Origin of the sequence: Streptomyces noursei ATCC 11455 (assembly GCF_001704275.1) — a bacterium.
Lineage (GTDB): Bacteria > Actinomycetota > Actinomycetes > Streptomycetales > Streptomycetaceae > Streptomyces > Streptomyces noursei.
Genome location: NZ_CP011533.1, coordinates 264,765 through 284,118, shown reverse-complemented (window position 1 = coordinate 284,118; position 19,354 = coordinate 264,765). Strand labels below are relative to the sequence as shown.

Genomic DNA, 19,354 nt, shown 5'->3' with positions numbered 1-19,354 from the left:
CCGGGCGTACTGGTGACCTCAGGATGTCCGGCTGGGGGTGGCCCATGGGAGCGCCGTGCAGAGCCCACCGCGGGCCGCATGCCAGTCGTGGGTGACGTACCTGCCGGAGCGGACCCGAGTCGGCACTCGTGGCCCTCTACCGGGTCAACCTCCGGTTCACGAGGAAGGCAGCACTCCCAAGGTCACCGGCGAGTGGACCATCGAGGAAACCGCTCGGACGACCTTCCGCCGCTGGATCGGGCTGTACAGCGGCGGAACAGCCCCCATCCGCGTTGGGCGGAAGAGAAGGATGGCAGCACCGCCCTCCTGGACGCTTGGCCGGCGATCAGGTGATCAGGCGTATTTGAGAGCGGTGTGCGCCCCGACACGGTCGGGGCCTTCCGGCGTGGCCCAGAACGCGTGGGTGGTCACGATCTCGGCGAGCTCGCGGAGCCGCTCTTGCAGGCGTTGCACCTCGGCGGCTTCCTCGGGCGGCTCCTCGCCCGCAGGAGGCAGGAGGGATCGGGCGGCATCTCGGGCAGCTACGTGCTCGAGGCGGATATCGAGGACGTCTTCCGCCAGTACCTCCAGCTCTGCGACGTCCGGCCGGACGTCGCGCGCCGCCCGCCCGCGCCGTGGTCCAGCAGCTCCGGGAGCGCAACTTCATCCTCGCCCGATACGGCGGGGGTGCCTGGGGCTTCGTGCGCCGCACGTTCCTGGAGTACTGGGCCGGCTGCTGCCACGGTAACCACGCTGCTGGATCTCGCGGAACAGCCGTCCGCTGTCTGTGCGGCCTTCCTGCCAGCGCATGTTGAGGTACTCGGTCCAAGGCTGAAGTGTGTTCTGCTTCTGCTTCTGCTGTGGCGATCGCAACAGGTCCTCGACGGCGCTTGCGTGGGCGTACTTGCGACCGTTTTGCTGTCCATCTTCAGGGTCTTCGAGACGACGTGGATGGCGACACCTTGTCGTACATCTCGCGCATGGTCTTGAAGTTGCGCCACGTTTCTGCCGCCCGCTTGCCCCCGTAACCGGAGGCCCTGTGGGCAACTCCACCACCGTGTCCCAACACTACTGAGATCGTCCTTGTCGTCGGTGGGCTGGGCCCTCCGGACCCGTTGTTGCCCGTCACCGCCTGGCGTGCGATCGCGCGGTCGTCGGCGGCGTGCCCCAGCTGTCCGGGCAATCCGGCAGCGAACGCCTTCCAGTCGCCGTGCCGTGCATGAGCCGAGCCAGCGCGCGGCCGACGCCCTGGGATGCCTGGGGTGTCCCCGCCACCATGCACATCGCATCACGAGCCAGGTGATTTCCGGCCCTCTTGACCGGATCACTTCCTTGACGGCTATTTGCGCGGTTGGGCTTAATGAGGTTTTCTCAACGGGGGTTATTTCCATTGGTTGTTGAGGGTGAGGGCGGCTTGGGCGATGGCGCCGATGCGGCTGGGGCTGAGGGTAACGTGCTGTAGGGCCCGCCAGCGTTGCTTGAGTTCAGCGGCGGTGCGTTCGCCCAGTGCTCGGATGCCGCGGAGGAGTTGGTTGTAGGTGCGGTTGTTGACATGCAGAGCTTTCTCGGAGCGGCCGCAGGGCCGCTTGATGGGGGTGTGCACTCCGATGCCGGCGCCTTGGTAGCCCTTGTCGGCCAGGGTCGGCAGGCCTTCGGCGGCCGCCTTGTAGAGCGCGGGTAGCACGTGGTGTCGAGTGGCGGTGATGTCTGGAACGGAGCCGGGCTCGACGTCGGAAACCCACAGCGGGGTACCGTCGGGGGCAGAGAGGAACTGGATATTCCCACCGAAGGCCTTGTGCTTGGCTGAGTACCACCAGTCCGTCCCCGTCTCCCGCGCCCCGGCGAGCCGGTCACACTCGATCAGTGTGCCGTCCAGGACCACATGGCTCGTCCCCTCGCGCCGGCACTGCTGGAGGACTTCGTGCAGGTCAGGGGCCTGCCCCGCGAGAACGTCGATGCCTTCATGAAGGTAGCGGTAGCCGGTGGCTTGCGAGATCCCAGCATCCACCGCGGCGCAGTGCACACACCTCTTCTCCCGGAACCAGCGCAGTATCAACACCGCCTGGCGGAACGGGCCCAGTGCCCGCGATCCCTTCGGCGTGCCGATCGCACGGCGGTGCGCGGCCAACAGCCGGGACAAGTACTCCACCACCGGGCGTGGCACGTCGAGCATGGCAGAATAGCGAACCATCGTGAAGCCTCTGGGATTCAGGAACGTGATCTTGGCAGACCCGTTCCTACCAGGGGCTTCACGTCTTCACCAGCCCGGACCGCACCCCTTTCGCTGAGAACACCTCAATCATTGATCGCTTCGCTGGCCGGTGGGGGATCGGCCCAGGTCAGGAGCCTCAAGTCCATGAACCATGCCGCGCCGTCCAGTGCGGCCAAGGAGCCCTTTTTGTCCGGTGAGCAGCACTTTCTCAAGGTCTACAGCGACCGTGCCTACGTCCACACCGCCACCGTGCGCCATCAGGGCACCACGGTGGCCCTGGCCATGGACGACCAGCGGCGGATCGTCTACACGGTCCTCGATCTGACTTGGCACGACGAGGCCAAGGGCGAACTCGACGCCGCCTACTGGTCGGAGAACCCGCGCCCGCTCCGCTTCCCGTCCGAGATCACGGATGCCGGCTTCGCGGCCATCGGCTCCACAGCGCTGCCGGTCGTCAAGAACGGCGGCAGGGCCGAGGCCGCCCCGGGCGAGCGGCTGGACGAGGGTGAGGTGGACCCCTTCCTGTCCACCACCGCGCGGCTCAGCGCCCTCGCTCCGTTCCACGCGCTCTCCGACGGCACGCACATCGTGCTGCTGCGCCAGTCCGTCACCGCCGACCACGCCGATGCCGTGCATCAGCTCGCCGGCGGCGGCTCCTCCGGTGCCCCGGAGCGGACGGACTACGTCACCGACCGCGCGGGCGCCAAGGTCCCGCTGGCCGCCGACACCCTGCTCTGCGATCGATTCCTGCTGGTCGGCGGGGAGTTGAAGCCCGTACTGGAGGCGCGATACCGACGCAGCCGACACAAGGACCGCCCGGATTCGGCCAAGGACAGCCTGGGCACCACGGACATGGAGGGCAGGCCCTTCCGCGAGCCGACGCAAGCGCTGTCGTTCGTCCGGCACCTCTCCGGCGGGCGCTTCACCGCGCTGCTCATCCCCACCGCCGTGCACGGGCAGCAGCGTTGGCAGCTCTTCGCGCACAACGACGCCACGGGGCGGATCGACTCGTTCAACATCGAGCAGGGCCGCGACGGGCTGTTCAACCTCCAGGGCACCCAGATCTGGACCAGCCCCGACCCTGCGCACCGCGACTCCGTCTACGAACGATCGCCCGGTACCTGCCCGTTCACCGGCCAGCCGCTCATACCCGTGGTGAGCACGGACGGACATGCGGAGACGGCCCTGCGGTTCGAGGGCGGCGAAGCCCACGTGCACGTCGCCGACGGACCCGAGCTCGCGGGCCGCGACTTCACCGTGGAGCTCTGGGCGCGGCGCACGGCGACGGGAGGGAACCAGTTCCTCCTCGCCCACGGTTCCGAGGACGGCGCCCGTGACCAGTCCCTCCATCTCGGCTTCCGGGACAACAACTGCTTCACCTTCTCCTTCTGCTACGACGACCTCAACACCGAGCAGCAGTACTCCGACACCGACTGGCACCACTGGGCCTGCGTCTACGAGCAGGCCACCCGCCGTCAGGTGGTCTACCGCGACGGCGAGGAGGTCGGCAGCCGTACGGCGGACGGCGACTACGCCGGCGTCGGCCCGCTGTTGCTCGGCCGCGCCCTGGACTGGAGCGTCCGGGCCGAGCTGGACGAGGTACGCGTCTGGGACCGCGCCCGCACCGCCGAGGAGCTCCGGCGCGACAAGGGCGTCCGCCTGATCGGCAATGACCCGGGCCTGGTGGCCTACTACCGCTTCGACGAGGGCTCCGGCACCCGTCTGCACGACCAGACCGATCACGCCCGGCACGGCGAACTCCGGGGCGGGCCACAGTGGGTGACGTCCGAGGCCCCCATCGGCGACCACCCCGGAGTGCGCCGCGACAGCTTCGTCGTCACCGGCCGCCCCGCCGTCTCCGGGCTGTCGGCCGTCCTCTACCACCAGCAGGAGGAGGTGACCGTCGGCTACGACAAGCAGGCCAAGCCGGCCAAGCGCCAGGCCAGGGTGCTGCTGTCGTACGCCACCTCCGGGCCGGACCCGAAGACCGGTACCGAGACGGACGAGGCGTACCTGGCCACCGTCGACTTCGGCGTCGGCCGGGACGGGCGGCTGGCCCAAGTGCCCGACGAACTGGCCCTGCCTGTACTGACGGCGCCGGAGGCCAGCACGGACGTCGACGCGATCAGCGAGCTGGACACCCGCATCCGGGAAGCGGTCCGGGACATCGCCGCCAAGGAGGCCGAGGCCACCGACCTCACCCGGCGGACCGCCGACGTCCCGGAGCTGGAGCGCCTCCGCGGGATCTTCTACAACCGCTCGCGGGACATCATCGGCTGGACGTTCCGGCTGCGCTTCCAGCACCCACGGGACGGCCAACCGCAGTACCTCGCCGTGCGCGGCGACGGCGACGGGAACGACCCGCCGCTGATCCGGACCGCCGACAAGGATGCGAAGTCCGCGCTGTGGTCCATCGACATGCCCCCGGGGTCGTCGTGGAACGGCTCCATGCTCTACCACCTGCGCAATGTCCACACCGGAAAGGACATGAACGTCGCGGGGGAGAGCCGGGACGACGACGCCCCCCTCATCGTCTACCCGCGGCAGCCGGGCACCTGGAACACCCTCTTCGGCATCTACGACGAGGCCGGCACCGGCATCTACGGCCCGCCCGACGGCTGCGTCACCCTGGTCAACCGGTACAGCGAGAAGACGGTCTGCGCGCCCGACCGGCTCGGCGACCGCGTCGTGCAGTACGACTCCGCGGCGGTGGCCGCCACCGGTGAAGGGCTGATCGCCCTGGAGTACGTCGCCCTCCGCCAGGACGCGCACCCTGACATCCCCGACGCCGGCAAACGCGTCGAGGCGCTCGACGTGCAGCTTGCCGAACTCCGGCCCCAGCGCGAGCTGCTCGCCACGCGACAGCGTGAAATCACCGTACTCCAGGCGGAATTGACGGCCGCGCGCGAGGATCTGGCCCGGCTGACGGGCGGCCTCAAGGGCGCCGACGACATCGTGCTGCCCGTTCCGCAGCTCTCCCTCGACCGCACCGGGCTGAGCTGCTCCGGCGCCCTGCTGGCCTTCGCCCGCTCGGCCGACCGGCCGTATCTGCTGGACAGCGCCACCGGAAGCGTCGTGCTGTACTTCCGGGGCACCAACGGGCAGTTCTTCGGCACCTACTACGACACCCTGGTCGCCCGGGCCTCCCGCGCGCTGACCGCGGACGACGGTACGGCGGTCGCCTTCACGGCCCGCGACGCGGGCACCGACCTGGCCGAGGTGCGGATCACGGTCATGGACGTCGGCGACCCGGGACTGTGCGAGCTGACCGTCTTCCGGGGCGAGGAAGCCGTGGAGACCTGGCCTCGACTGCCCCGCCGGGCCACCGACTTCGCCGCGATCGTCAACGGAGCCGCGGGCCGTACCTACGACTACGGGCAGGTCAGCAGCTCCCGGCCCGGCGTTCCGCTCTCGGCCGGCTCCCGACTGGTCCTCGTCGACCCGGGCAAGGCAGCGGAGGTGTCCCTGGGCGAGGCGAGCGGGCTGGTGACCGGTCATGGCGGCCGCTGGCGCGCCGACAAACCGGGCCGTGCGTACTCCTTCGACGGGCAGGCCAACCATGTGTCCCTGCCCGAGGACCAGCTGGACCGGGCCGCCGTGACCCACGACCTCACCCTGGAGTCCTGGGTCAACCCCGAGCAGGTCTCGGGCCCGGCCCGGATCGTCCATGCCCACACCGGCGACGTCCCGTACTCCCTCGCGCTGTACGCGCCGCCCGCCGCGGCCACTCCCGCGCTGGCTTTCGACGGCAAGAGCGGCGTGGCCATCACCGAGAACGCCGTCAATCTCGCCGACAAGGAGGGTTATTCACGTAGGCCTCACCAGCCTCTTGTGTAGAAGGTGAGGGCGGTGACGGTCTTGACGATGTCGGGGAAGCGGGTGAGGGGGCCGCGGTAGCGGGTGGCGAGAATCTTCCAGTTCTTCAGGTGCGCGATGGCCCGTTCGACTGCGGCTCGGAGCGTGTTGACGGAGCGGTTGGCTCTCTTGTCTCCGGCGGATCGTTCCTGGCCGGGCGGCTTGCGCCTGGGGGTGAACAGTCGGGAGCCGGCGTAGCCCAGGTCGCCTATGCCCTCGCGTTCGGCGAAGGCCTCGGGGAAGTGGGACTGGCGCCAGGCGTGCATGTCGTGCCGGCTGCCGGGCACCGGCGCGGAGACCGCGAGCAGGTCGCCGGCGAGAGTGGCGGCGGTCTGCAGGTTGAAGCCGGTGTCGCGGTGCTTGCCGGAGAACATCGTGGTGCCCTCGCTGGACCAGTCCCACGTCGTGACCAAGGTGCCATCCACGAGTACGATCCGGCCGGCAGAGGCCTCGGTGGGATCGGGAACGTGCGTGGCCAGGACCTTCTCCACCATCGGCAGCAGGGCCGTCCATCGCCTGGAGACGGTGGCCTGGGAGATCCCGAACAACTCGGCGGCCACCTCCTGGACTGGGTTCTGCCGCAGCAGGAACAGCACCAACACCACCGACTTGTACAGGCCCAGCGCCCACATCCGCCCCGGCATCACCGGTGGGTCCGGATCCTGCACGAGCTCTTGGTGAACTCGTGCGACCAGCCCGTCAAGTTGCTCGGTGTCCAGTCCTGTCGTAATGTTCCAGCTCAACGGCCCTGCCACGGTGGTTAACTGACGTCGTCGCAAACGTCACGCTACCGAGCAGGGCCGTCCTCGTGATCAAGAACGATGGTTGAAACCCCCGTGAATAGGCCTCAAGGACTTCACCGTGGAGTTCTGGGCGAGGCAACCGAACGGTGACGAGTACGCGAACCGCCCGCAGTACCTCATCGGCCACGGAACCTCGCACGCCAGCGAGCGGGGCGCCCTGCACATCGGCTTCCGCCAGTCCAGCGTCCTCACCTTCGCGTTCTACGGCGACGACCTCGACACCAACTACGGCTACCGGGACTCCGACTGGCACCACTGGGCCTGTGTCTACAACACGGCGACCCGGGAGCAGGTGATCTACCGCGACGGCGTCGAGGAGGCCCGACGCGTCGCATCGGGCCACTACCGCGGCGACGGGTTCTTCAGCTTCGGCAGCTCCTTCGCGGGCTGGGTACCCGACTACGCAGACGTGGAGATGGACGAGGTCCGGCTGTGGACCACCGCCCGCACCGCGACCGAGGTCCGGGAGTACAAGAACCGGCGGATCACCGGCAACGAACCGGGCCTGGCGGGCTACTGGCCGTACGCCGAACCGGCCCCCCAGGTGGCCGGCAAGCCAGGCGTCCACGACCGCTCCGGGAACGGACGGCACGTCTACCTCAGGGGCGGCGTCACCACCACGGCCGCGCCCGCCACGCTGACGGTTGCCGAGGAGACCGGCTACCGCGTCGCCGCCCGCGTCGGCAGCAGCCTGGTCGCCACCTGCGACACCTTCCCCCCGCACGAGTGGTCCCACCTCGCCGCGACCTACGAGCAGTCGTGGGCCGTCGAGCTCACCGACGGCGCCTACCTGGAGGTCCCCGACAACGACGCGCTCGACATCGCCGACGACCTCACCGTCGAGGTCTTCTGCCGCGTCGACGCCCTCGGCACCACCCAGGGCCTGCTCTCCAAGGGCCGCACCGCCGACGGCTCCGGCGGCAGCGTCCCCTACCGGCTGCTCGTCCTCCCCGACGGGAAGCTGGAGTTCGGCTTCGAGGAACCCGACGGCAAGCTCGTCCGGTACATCTCCACCGAGGCCCTCACCGCCGGTGACTTCCACCGGATCGCCGTCGTCCGCAAGGGCGGCCGGTCGATGCAGGAGCGCAAGGGCGCCAAGGAGATCACCACGGCAGGTGCTGACGGGAAGCCCGTCACCCAGGCCGTGGAGCTGGTGGAGGCCGTCGACGTCCAGGAGTGGCAGGAGATCCGCTTCTTCGTCGACGGGCGCGAGGCCGGCACCGCCCGCTACGAGGGACCGGGCCCGAAGGGCAACGCCGGCACCCTCGACATCGGCCGGGCCCGGGACGGCCTGGCGACGCACGCGGTCACCGGCGTCGTCTCCGAGGTGCGGCCCTGGGGCACGGCACGCGACGCGGCACAGCTCGGCGTGCCGGTGTCCGCACGCGACCGCGGGCTGGCCGCGCACTGGCGGTTCGAGGAGAACACCGGCAACACCGCAGCGGACGCCACCGGTTCGCACCAGGCGCGGCTACGCGGCGCCCGCTGGACCCGCAACCCCGACCCGCGCGGCAGCGCCCTCCGCCTCTACCGCAACGGCGTGTCCGTGGCCTGCGACCCGTTCGCAGCGGCGGACGTCGCGGACTTCGGCGACACCCAACTCTCCCTCGGCGCCCGGCGTAAGGACGGCGCGGCCGGCCAGGCGTTCCACGGCGTGCTGGAGGAGGTGCGGATCTGGCGCACCGCCCGCACCCAGGAGCAGCTCCTCGACAACCTCTTCACCCGACTCAAGGGCGAGAAGGAGGACCTGATCGCCTACTGGTCGTTCGACCGAGCCTCCACCGACGACACCGCCGGGCTCGTACGGGACGAGGGGCTGCGCGGCAACGACCTGCGGCTGGGTGAGGGTTCCGCCCGTCCCACCCCCGTGCTGTCGACCGCCCCCGTCTCCAGCGACACCGCGCAGGTCCGCTCCGCGCTGGCCGCGATGCGAACCCCGTTCCACGAGTCGATCTCCGGGGCGCCGGCCGTGGCCGAGTACGCGGACATGCAGTACACCGCCAAGGGCGAGGCGTTCGGCGTCCTCAAGCGCGCCTACGGCTTCCTCCGCGACGGGCGCTGGCACCTGGTCACCGGCTACAAGGTCGGCGACCTGGTCAGCGAGTGGGTCAGCCAGGTGCAGTTCGACCCGCAGCTGACCGGCTATGTGGAGGGCGCACCGCCGCTGCCGTCGGAGAACCTCACGGCCAACACCGTCGACCCGGACCGCGCCACCTACGACGGCACCTCCTGGGTGGAACTCACCCAGGCCGAAGAGGTCGTGCACTCGCTGTCGTCGGCGAAGGAGCGCAGTGTCGACGCGGCCTTCGGCTTCGCGCTGTCGAACGAGATCGACGTCGACATGTGGATGATCACCGCGCCGCTCGGCTTCGGCGTCGCCAAGTCCATGGCGAAGGCCAAGGTCTCGGTCGGCGTCCGCGGCAGCCTGGAGTTCTCCAACAGCTGGGCCGAGGAGACCGCCGTCTCCCAGGGCGAGACCACCACCCGGGCCACCAAGGTCGAGCTCGCCGGCAGCTGGGAGGACCCGAGCAAACCCCTCAACACCTCGCTCGGCCGCCGCTACGTGCCCGCCAACATGGGCTTCGCCCTCGTCCAGTCCCAGACCGCGGACGTCTTCGCACTACGGCTGGCGCACAGCGGCGCCCTGGTCGCCTACCGCATCCAGCCCAACCCCGACATTCCCAAGGACTGGAACGTCATCCCGTTCCCCCTCAACCCCCGCTACACCAAGCAGGGCACCCTCGACGGCGCGGTCGGCTACAACGAGCGCGGCAAGGTCCTCGACCCGGACTACGCCGACGCCCGCGACCGCGGCGAGTACAGCTATTACAAGCCCCGCGAGGCATACGCCATCAAGCGGCGCATCCAACGCGAACAGCAACGGCTGCGCAGCTACTACGAGTCCGTCTCCACCGAGACCCACTCACCCGACCCCGCCGCCGAACGCGCCGGCCGCGTCCTGGGCAACGCCATCGGCACCGACACCAGCCCCCGGCCGGAACCGCGACGCGGAGGGCAACACGACCGGCGACGGCTTCTCCCGCCGCGACCTGGTCAACACCTACGTCTGGACGGCGGACGGCGGCTTCTTCGCCGAGACCACCGAGACCACCGACGCCGTCACCGAGACCACCGCCGGCTCGTACTCGCTCTCCGGCTCCGTCGGCACCTCGGTCGGAACCGCCTTCGACATCATGGGCGTCGGCATCAACGCCCAGCTCGACGCGTCCATCGGCGGCGGCATGACCGTCACCCGGCACGCGGCAAGGAGGCCACCCGCTCCTTCGGCCTCAACGTCCAGTGCGCACCCTCGGGCAACCTCCAGCCGCACGGCCCTGGCCGCCCACCTGCCACAGCTCAGCCCGCACGCGGACGCGGTGATCAGCTTCCTGGCCCAGTACTACGGAGTACAGGACTGACAGTGGAAGCCGACAGCGGACCGATACGGAACGGAGACCTGCCGAAGATCAACTGACGTACCCGACCGACACATGTGCGGTCCCGGGCCGGCCGGCGAGATCGCCCGGCCGGCCCAGGACCGGCGGTCATCGGGCCCGGGGAACCCTTGGCGACCTTTGGTCCGGTTCAATGACCTTAAGGATGCTCAAGAGGGCGAATTTCCCATCTGGGATGCTTGACCCCATGGACATCCTGGTCATCGACGACGACCCGCAGATCGGCAGTGCCCTGCGGGAGGGACTGCGCGGTGAGGGCTATGCGGTCGAGCACGTCACCGACGGCCTGACCGGCCTGCAGCTGGCCCAGCAGCACCCGTACCAGGTGATCATTCTCGATGTGATGCTGCCGGGAGTCCACGGCTACCGGATCTGCGCGGAACTGCGCAAGAGCGGCGTGGCCACGCCCGTCCTCATGCTCACCGCCAAGGACGGCGAGTACGACGAGGCCGATGGGCTCGACACCGGCGCAGACGACTACCTGACCAAACCCTTCGCCTTCGTCGTGCTGCTCGCCCGGCTGCGTGCGCTGATCCGGCGCCGCGGCGAGGCCGGTGCCGCGGAGGGGCCGATGCGCACCGGCGATCTCTGGCTGGACACTGGCACGCTGCGTTGCGGTCGCGGTGAGCAGGAGATCGCCCTGACCGCGCGCGAGCTCACGGTGCTCGCCTGCCTGGCGCGCGGCCGCGGCCAGGTGGTCGCCAAGCAGGACATCCTCGACGAGGTGTGGGACCACGCCTACGACGGCGGCACCTCGATCATCGAGGTCTACATCAGCACCCTGCGCCGCAAGATCGACGCGCCCTTCGGACGGCGCAGCATCCAGACCGTGCGCGGCGCCGGGTACCGCCTGGTCCATGACGCCCCCGCGCGTGGCTGGGCTCGCCAAGAGCGTTCTGGCCTCCGCAGTTGGTGGTTGCAAGGCACCGGCACTCTCATCCCTACGTCATGCGCGCGCCCGAGTGGAGCATCCTGGTCACGACCGGAAAATGGGAAGATCCTTCGGGGCTGCTGGTTCGAGGGTGACGGCATCGACCAGGTCACGCTTGGCATCTCCCGCTCCCACAGCCTCATCTGCACGGTGCACCCGCCGTCCCCGTACGAGGTGGCCTTTAGCCACGTTGTGGCTGGACAGGCTGGTTTCGACTGCGGCACGTGGGGTGGGAGCGATAGTGCGCTTGGCCATCGGCAGCGGCTGTGGCTCTCCGTCGACCTCTCCAAGGAAGATCCGGCGCACTACTCTCTCGGCGGCATTCCCGTCGTCCCAGGAGCAGAACCGCTTACGGAACGCGGCGCGCAAGGTACGGGACTGCTCGTCGTCCCAGCGGCCGCTGCGGAAGGCATCGATCAGCTCGTCCTCGGTGGCGGTCAGGACGCCGGGGGTGTCGCCTGGTTGCCCGGAGAGCAGGTCGAAGGTGACGCCGCGGGAGCGGACGTAGGTGTCCCAGTCGTCGATGTAGTTGATGATCGGCCGGTCGAGGTTGGCATAGTCGAACATGATTGACGAGTAGTCCGTGATCAGTGCGTCGGCAGCCAGGCACAGTTCCTCGACGGACGGGTGGCCAGAGGCATCGATCAGCGTGCCACGCCGTTGGAGTTCTTGCAGGGTCGGGTTCTGGCCGTAGAGGTAGTGGGTGCGCACCAGCAACACGTAGTCTTCGCCCAGTTCGTGGGAGATCTTTTTGAGGTCGAGTCGGGGAACGTAGTCGGTCTGGTAGTCGCGCATGGTCGGGGCGTACAGGAGGACAGTCTTGCCGGGGGCGATGCCGAGGCGCTCGCGGATGTCCAGGATGTTCTGGGCGTTTGCGTGGTAGTAGATGTCGTTGCGGGGATAGCCGGTGTCCAGGGACTGGAAGGAGCACGGGTAGACCCGCTCCCACTGCTCGGTGGAGTGCTGGTTTGCGGAGACTGAGAAGTCCCAGCGGTCGGCGCGGGCCAGTAGTTTGCGGAAGCTCATGCCTTTGGCAGCGGCGGGGTAGCGTTTCTGGTCGGTGCCCATGGTCTTGAACGGGGTGCCGTGGTGAGTCTGGAGGTGGATCTGCCCCTCGCGTTTGACCACGGAATCGGCGAAGTTGACGTTGTTGACGAAGTATTTGGCGCGAGCCATCACCTCCCAGTAGCGCGGCGAGTTCACGACGACATAGTCGATGCCCTCTGGCATTTGGCCAGCAAGGTGCGGCTTAATTACCCATACGCCATGTACCTGCGGCACCAGTTCCCTGGCCTTTTCGTAAATCGCGAGCGGGCTACAGGCGGGCAAGCGGTTCCAGTACGCGGAATAGACCGCGAGGTTCTCGTCCAGGGGTTGCCTCAGTCGGGCCTGGTAGCGCAGGTCCGTGGCCTTGCTCTTGGCTTGCTTAACGTGCTTGGTGGCGTGTTTGCGCAGCCTGCGGTGCGCCTTGCCTGCGACCTTGAGGCCAACCAGTGCCGGGTAGGCGTCTTTGGCAAGTATCGCGTACTTGTAGCCAACCATGCCGGTGGGGTGGGTGAAGCCGGCTGGGGCGTATCTTTGGTAGTCGCGAGCGGCGCGGTGGAAGAACTCGGCTTGGGCGTTGCGTGGGAGTCGGCCGGGTTTGTCCAGGATCGTCAGATAGTGATCGATCATCTTGCGGAACATGCGCATGCGCCAACGTGACAACTCTGGGTGCGCGTCGAGGTAGGTGAAGACCCGAGCGTACTGATCGAAGATGTCGAAGTGCTGGCGGGTGGTGGTGCACAGGATGTTGCCGCCCTGGCGGCGCTGGCGGTAGTGCAGGCAGACCTGATCTAGCACAGCGAGAGACTCCGCGGTCATCAGCACGCTGAGGGTCCAGGGGACGTCCTCGTAGTAGCCCACGGAAAACGTGAAGCTGTGCTTCTCGATGAAGTCGCGACGGTATGCCTTGTTCCAGACGATCTGCAGCAGGTCAAGGAGGGCCGGGTGCTCGGCGAGGGTGAAGGTGGCCGGCCCGGTTTCGGCGAGGAGCGCGGCGAGGGAGTTGCGGCGAACGGAGCCGTACCAGTAGGTCCGTGCGTAATCGAAGATCAGGACCTCGGGGTCCGCGGTGGTAGCAAGGCGCCCTGCAAGAGCGCGTAATGCACCGGGCACGAGGGTGTCGTCGCTGTCCAAGAACAGGATGTAGTCGCCTCGGGCCTTCTCCAGGCCGGCGTTGCGGGCCCGGCCCAGGCCGACGTTCTCCGGAAGGTGCAACACCTCAACACGCTCGTCGCGCGCGGCGTACTCGTCCAGGATGGCACCGGAGCAGTCGGGCGAGCAGTCATCGACTGCTATGACCTCGAAGTGCCGGAAGTCCTGCGCCAGCACCGAGTCCAGGCACTCGCGCAGGAAGCCTTGCACTTTGAACACGGGCACGATGATGCTGAACCGGGGTATGGCGTCAAGGGCTGTCTCGTACATGCCGTACCTCTCCTAATACTCCACTCATAGTTACGGGGCGTGGCCTAGGGTCTTTGTAACGACTTCGGCGAGCTCGGATCTGATTGCGTCGTCTCAGATACTGCCGAGACAGAAGATACGCCTACATCTATGTGATACGGGAAGAGAGCCAGTGCGGCTCGGCGGATCCATTCAAGTTCACTAGGAGCGAGATCGTGACCTTCCGAATATAAAGCCGCTCCACCTTACGGAATTTACGAGCCTCGCAGCATTCCGAAATAAATCGATAGATTCGTTCAGCCACACCCGTCACCGGTTCATGCATAATTTCAGCGCGTGGGCAGATCTGGCATGTGCTACCTTTCCTTTCGGAATCCGGCCAGCAACGCCAAAGCCACAAAGACCACCAGGCACCGCTTGGTGCGCATTTCAGCATAAGACAGTGACGAATTTTCGGATAGGCGAACTACACGCTCTGATCGCAGCGTGGCACCCAGCGCAAGAACCTGTCAAGCGTAACGTAATCCATCTGGCGACTACCTTGCGGACCCTGGCCGCCGAGGTTTCACCCCAATGGGGGGTGCGCTCCCCCCCGAGAGGGCGTAAAGGCGCGGAAGCAGAACTGAAGATCCTCCAAACCTTAGAGCCAGTCCCCCAAATACGGCGGGTGCCGAATCTCGTTCCAGTTGCCATGCGAGAGAGGGCATGCACCATGGGTCTCGACTAGTCTGCACAGTCCCTCAGCCTCAAGAGTGCCCTCTGGTAGCTACGCCCTGCCTCGTAATTCCAATTGGTTCGAACCGCTTCCGGAAATTTAAGAGATGCGCACTTTGCCCAGACCGCCAGCAGCCCCTGAACCTCCAGGCCATTCGACACCATTCGACGGTGGCGACACCTCGAGCAAGATCACGTAATAAAGCGATAATCCCTCACCCGAAAGAAGCGTTCTTCGGAGAGAAGATCCCATCGGTGACTTCACCACACTGCAATCACCCGGCAAATGTTCACAGATAAGCCACCGCTACACCACTCAAGACTTCCTATGCGTCGACGATGGAAGGTAGTAGGATATGCCACCAGCGGCCGTTTTCCTGTTTGTATTTCTCGCGGAGCGTTGACATGAAACGTGCGTCGAAAACGATACAGCTGCCCCGGCTTCGGCACAGAGGTTTTACGTTCTTGACCTTAATGGCGATCACTACCGTGGGGGCGTCGCCGATCACCGCCGCCATTGGCGACGGTGCCGCGCCAAGTCCCCACTGGCTAGGCAGCGCGGGGGAGATGCCGCTGCCTTCCGCACCACACCACCAGCGTGTCCCTGAGGACGCGATGAAACCCTCGGCTCCTGTCCTGCCGCGAAAAAGGTGGACTGCCTACGCAAGTGGGGAGAGCGCCGTGGTCCTCGTCAAGCGCGCTCGGCTCATCCGGAAGAGCGAGCGCAACACTGCCTGGCCCGACAAGCGGCCAACCACATTCACCCAGCGGTCACACAGCATCACCATTGACATGCACAACGTGGCCGTTGTCTCGGGCTTGACCTACCGGCCGCTCCGCTCCGGTGGTCGGATGAGCGATTACGCCATTCATCTCAGCCAAGATGGCAAGGGTTGGGGGCGAGCAGTGGCCACAGGGACCTTGGCGAACGACCCGACAGTTAAGACACTGAGCTTCGCTCCGACAGGCACCCGCTTCGTTCGGGTAACCGCCACGGCCGGGGCAGGCATATCCGCTGAGGAGCTCAACCTGCTTGGGGACCCTGGCACGGAACCGGCATCCGTCGTCGATCTGCCACGAGTTGGCTGGACTGTCACTACGAGCGGCCAGAGCACCGATACCGATACCCACCTTTCCCAACACGTACTACGCAACGAGAGATCCCAAAGTGACAGGTGGCCAGGCCACCTCGCTCAGCAACGCCGCAGCATCACCATCGACATGCACCACACCACTGTCGTATCAGGCATCTCCTACCAGCCACATCTCAGCAGTGCCAACGGCCAAGTCAGCCAGTACGTAGTCTCCACGAGCACAGATGGCACTGCCTTCGGTCATCCTGTAGCTGTTGGAAGTTGGGAAGCTGGCAGCTCTGTTAAGGGCGCCACGTTTACCCGTCCGGTGCTCGCCCGCTACGTTCGCCTCACCGCCACCAACGCGTCCAACCACCGCACCCCTTTTCCGATGGCCGCCGACATCAGGCTGAGCGGCCCCGCGAATCCGGCTATGCATGGCGCCTGGGGCCCTTTAAAGGGGTTTCCGCTGGTTCCGGTAGCAACAGCTACCCTGCCCAACAACAAGCTTCTTGCTTGGTCCTCTTACGCCCCTGACCGTTACACACGTGGTCATGGATACACCCAGACCGCAGTAATGGACTTGGCCACCGGAAAGATCAGCCACCGACGCGTCGACAACACCCAACACGACATGTTCTGTCCCGGCATCGCGATGCTCGCCGACGGCCGAGTCTTGGTCACTGGCGGGGAGACTCCCGAACGTGCAAGCATCTACGACCCCACCACCGACCGCTGGATGTCCACCTCAAACATGAACATCGCGCGCGGTTACCAAGCCATGACGCTGCTCTCAGGTGGTGACGCCTTCGTTCTTGGTGGCTCATGGAGCGGCAACCAAACCACTCAGAAGAACGGCGAGGTCTGGTCTGCTGCTTCCGGTACCTGGCGCAGGTTAACTGGCGTACCGGTATCTGGCATGATGACCGCCGATCCAAAAGGCCCTTATAGGGCCGATAACCACCTATGGCTGCACGCCACTTCCCAAGGGAAAATCCTCCAGCTAGGACCCAGTAAACAGATCAACTGGATATCCACAACAGGAAAGGGTTTCGTTTCTCCGGCTGGAACCCGCGCAGACAGCAACGACGCAATGAATGGAAACGCCGTCGCCTACGACATCGGCAAGCTGCTCACTGTAGGAGGTGCTACTGCGTACGAGCATGCACCCGCCACTCGCCGTGCCTACACCGTCGACCTCAACCACGGTGGACAACCCCGCAGTGCGCGAACTGGTGACATGACCCACGCTCGGGCCTTCTGCAACAGTGTTGTTATGCCAGACGGGAAAGTCGCGGTCTTCGGCGGGCAGTCCACTCCCATGCCCTTCAGCGATGCCGGCTCGGTGATGACCCCAGAGGTATGGGACCCCGCAACAGGCCGGTTCACCCCAATGGCTTCAATGGCTGTTCCCCGAAACTACCACAGCGTCGCCAATCTGCTCCCCGACGGCCGTATCTTCACCGGTGGCGGTGGCCTGTGCGGCGACTGTGCAACCAACCATCCCAACGGAGCGATCTTCACGCCGCCCTATCTCCTCAATCCTGACGGCACAGCAAAACGTCGGCCTCGCATCACCCGCACACTCCCAGCAAAAGCCCAAAACGGGACAAAACTGCAAATATCTGCCGACGGTTCCATCATCTCGTTCGCTCTGATCCGGGCCGGAGCCGCCACCCATTCCGGCAACAATGATCAGCGGCGCATACCCCTGAGCTACCGTCAAAAGGGCACCAACTCCTACGAACTCAAAATTCCCTCCGACCCAGGAGTCGCACTACCGGGCTCCTACATGCTCTTCGCTCTTGACAAGCACGGTGTCCCCAGCAAAGCGGCAATGATCAATATCGGCTCCGCAGGAGCCCAACCACGCCAAGCTAGACACTGAACCTCTTTCATCCTGTTCCGTGGGGGTGAAGTGGCCTGGTCAGCGGGGTGGTGGGTGACATGGCAGAGCCCCTTGTCGTTGGGGTGTTGATCTCACTCGACACCGGCGCCAAGGGGCTCTGTTGGTTCCGTATCCTGCCATGCTCGATGTCCCGTACGAGCTCGTTGAGCACGTCTCGTGGCTGATCCACGCCCGTCGGCGCGAGCTGAAGTCGCCCTGGCGGAGGCTGGGGTGCTTCAAGCAGGCCCTGCTGGTGCTGGTGCATCTCCGGAAGAACGAGACGTTCGCCCAGGTCGGAGCAGGTTTTGGAGTCTCGGAGTCCACGGCCTGGCGATACGTCGACGAAACCCTCGAGATCCTCGCTGCCTGGGCCCCAGGCCTGCGCGAGGCCCTGGTCGGGCTGGGTGAGGGCGACTTCGTCATCGTTGACGGCACGCTCATCCCCACCGACCGCATCAAGGCGGACGAGCCATACTACTCCCAGAAACACAAGCGGCACGGCATGAATGTCCAGGTCGTCGCGGCACCGGACGGGACCCCGCTGTGGTTTTCCCGCGCGCTGCCGGGGCGGGCGCACGATCTGACCGCTGCCCGGGCCCACGGCATCGTCCAGGCCTGCCTGACCAGGGAAGTCCTGGTCCTGGCCGACCGGGCCTACCAGGGGGCCGGCGCCACCGTGCGCACTCCGTACTACAGACACCGCGAACTCCCCGAGCACTACCAGCAGTTCAACCGCGTCCACACGCGACTCCGAGCGCCGGGCGAACGGGCCTTCGCCCGGCTGAAGTCCTGGCGGATCCTCCGCCGGGCCCGATGCTCCACCAACCGCATCAGCCGCACCGTACAGGCCATCCACACCCTTCTCACCTGCAGCTATTCAGGATGAAAGAGGTTCACTGAGGTTTTCTCAGCGTTCATGATCGTCGGGAGGGTCTGTCAAACGAGCGGTGTAACCAGAGTGGTTGGGGTTACTGAACCTCTTTCATCCTGCCTCTGCGAGGGTGAAATGCCTGGTCAGAGGGGAGTTGGTGACAAGACAGGGCCCCTGGTCGTTGCTGTGGTGACATCACTCATCACGCAGCGTCCGAGGAGCCCTGTTGGTTCCGTATTCTTCCATGCTCGACGTCCCGCACGAACTCGTTGAGCACGTTTCCTGGCTGATCCATGCCCGCCGGCAGGAGCTGAACTCGCCCTGGCGACGGCTCGGTTGCTTCAAGCAGGCCCTACTGGTGTTGGCGCACCTTCGGAAGAACGAGACGTTCGCGCAGGTCGGAGCCGGTTTCGGGGTATCGGAGGCGACGGCTTGGCGGTACGTGGACGAGACCTTGATGATCCTCGCCTCGTGGGCACCCGGCCTGCGCGAGGCCCTGGTGGGCCTGGGTGAGGGCGACTTCGTCGTCGTTGACGGGACACTGATCCCCACCGACCGCATCGCCGCAGACGAGCCGTACTACAGCCAAAAACACAAGCGGCACGGAATGAACGTGCAGGTCATCGCGTCCCCAGACGGCACTCCACTGTGGTTCTCCCGCGCGTTGCCCGGACGCACCCACGACCTGACCGCGGCACGGGCTCACGGCATCGTCCAGGCCTGCCTCACCAGGCAGATCCTCGTCCTGGCCGACCGCGCCTACCAAGGCGCCGGCGCAACCGTCCGCACCCCCTACAAAAACCACCGCGAACAACCCGACCACTACCAACTGTTCAACCGCGACCACGCCCGCCTCCGAGCACCAGGCGAACGCGCCTTCGCCCAACTCAAGCAATGGCGGACCCTCCGCCAGGCACGATGCTCAACCAACCGCATCAGCCGCATCGTCCAGGCCGTTCACACGCTCCTGACCTGCGACTACTCAGGATGAAAGAGGTTCACTGACGGGATGTGGAGAGTCGGCCGTCGAAGGTGATGTCGAAGGCATTCAGAGCAGTCTTCCAACGCATGGTCTGAGGAGCCCCGAAGTTCTCGGACAGCGGTCCCCATAGGATCGAAGTCCAGAGC

At 66.3% G+C, this 19,354-nt stretch carries 8 protein-coding genes and 2 pseudogenes; 6 read left to right on the top strand and 4 right to left on the bottom strand.

Annotation, left to right across the window (positions count from 1 at the left end; genetic code table 11):
* Positions 1-333: 333 nt before the first annotated feature.
* On the bottom strand, positions 334-540 hold the full coding sequence (locus SNOUR_RS49665; RefSeq protein WP_512700987.1) for a DUF8825 domain-containing protein: 207 nt from the start codon (positions 538-540) through the stop codon (positions 334-336).
* 820 nt (positions 541-1,360) lie between these two features.
* Complete coding sequence (locus SNOUR_RS01225; RefSeq protein WP_067343008.1) at positions 1,361-2,170, bottom strand: transposase family protein; 810 nt, start codon at positions 2,168-2,170, stop codon at positions 1,361-1,363.
* A 165-nt stretch (positions 2,171-2,335) separates the two neighbouring features.
* Between SNOUR_RS01225 and SNOUR_RS01220 the strand changes: the two genes are divergently transcribed.
* Entirely contained in the window at positions 2,336-6,028 is a 3,693-nt protein-coding gene (locus tag SNOUR_RS01220) for a LamG-like jellyroll fold domain-containing protein (protein ID WP_079142002.1), read from the top strand.
* Here the strand turns inward: SNOUR_RS01220 and SNOUR_RS01215 are convergent.
* Entirely contained in the window at positions 6,010-6,801 is a 792-nt protein-coding gene (locus SNOUR_RS01215; RefSeq protein WP_159425752.1) for a transposase family protein, read from the bottom strand. The genes SNOUR_RS01220 and SNOUR_RS01215 overlap by 19 nt on opposite strands.
* 106 nt (positions 6,802-6,907) lie before the next feature.
* Here SNOUR_RS01215 and SNOUR_RS01210 point away from each other — a divergent pair, with 106 nt between their 5' ends.
* Positions 6,908-10,324, top strand: a complete 3,417-nt coding sequence (locus SNOUR_RS01210; RefSeq protein ID WP_067343112.1) for a LamG domain-containing protein — start codon at positions 6,908-6,910, stop codon at positions 10,322-10,324.
* Positions 10,325-10,491: 167 nt separating this feature from the next.
* Positions 10,492-11,166: pseudogene (locus SNOUR_RS42170) on the top strand (response regulator transcription factor); the annotation flags it as partial.
* Positions 11,167-11,280: 114 nt separating this feature from the next.
* Here SNOUR_RS42170 and SNOUR_RS01200 read toward each other — a convergent pair.
* A complete protein-coding gene (locus SNOUR_RS01200; protein WP_099055630.1) occupies positions 11,281-13,701 on the bottom strand; it encodes a bifunctional glycosyltransferase/CDP-glycerol:glycerophosphate glycerophosphotransferase in 2,421 nt (806 codons plus the stop codon).
* A gap of 1,374 nt (positions 13,702-15,075) precedes the next feature.
* On the opposite strand from SNOUR_RS01200, the gene SNOUR_RS42165 reads away from it, so the two are divergent.
* The 3 genes and pseudogenes from SNOUR_RS42165 to SNOUR_RS01190 all read left to right on the top strand — a co-directional run bounded on the left by SNOUR_RS42165 (position 15,076) and on the right by SNOUR_RS01190 (position 19,217).
* Positions 15,076-17,355: a galactose oxidase family protein gene (locus tag SNOUR_RS42165; RefSeq protein WP_312631568.1), complete on the top strand. Its 2,280-nt coding sequence runs from the start codon at positions 15,076-15,078 to the stop codon at positions 17,353-17,355.
* Positions 17,356-17,494: 139 nt separating this feature from the next.
* Positions 17,495-18,241, top strand: coding sequence for a transposase family protein (locus tag SNOUR_RS01195; RefSeq protein ID WP_067342830.1), 747 nt, complete (start codon positions 17,495-17,497; stop codon positions 18,239-18,241).
* Positions 18,242-18,412: 171 nt separating this feature from the next.
* Positions 18,413-19,217, top strand: a pseudogene (locus SNOUR_RS01190) (transposase family protein).
* Positions 19,218-19,354 lie beyond the last annotated feature (137 nt).

Bases quoted from the DNA above. Each gene is read 5' to 3' on its own strand.
- SNOUR_RS01200 (WP_099055630.1), bottom strand. From the start codon at position 13,701: ATGTACGAGACAGCCCTTGACGCCATACCCCGGTTCAGCATCATCGTG.
- SNOUR_RS01225 (WP_067343008.1), bottom strand. From the start codon at position 2,170: ATGGTTCGCTATTCTGCCATGCTCGACGTGCCACGCCCGGTGGTGGAG.
- SNOUR_RS01220 (WP_079142002.1), top strand. From the start codon at position 2,336: ATGAACCATGCCGCGCCGTCCAGTGCGGCCAAGGAGCCCTTTTTGTCC.
- SNOUR_RS01195 (WP_067342830.1), top strand. From the start codon at position 17,495: ATGCTCGATGTCCCGTACGAGCTCGTTGAGCACGTCTCGTGGCTGATC.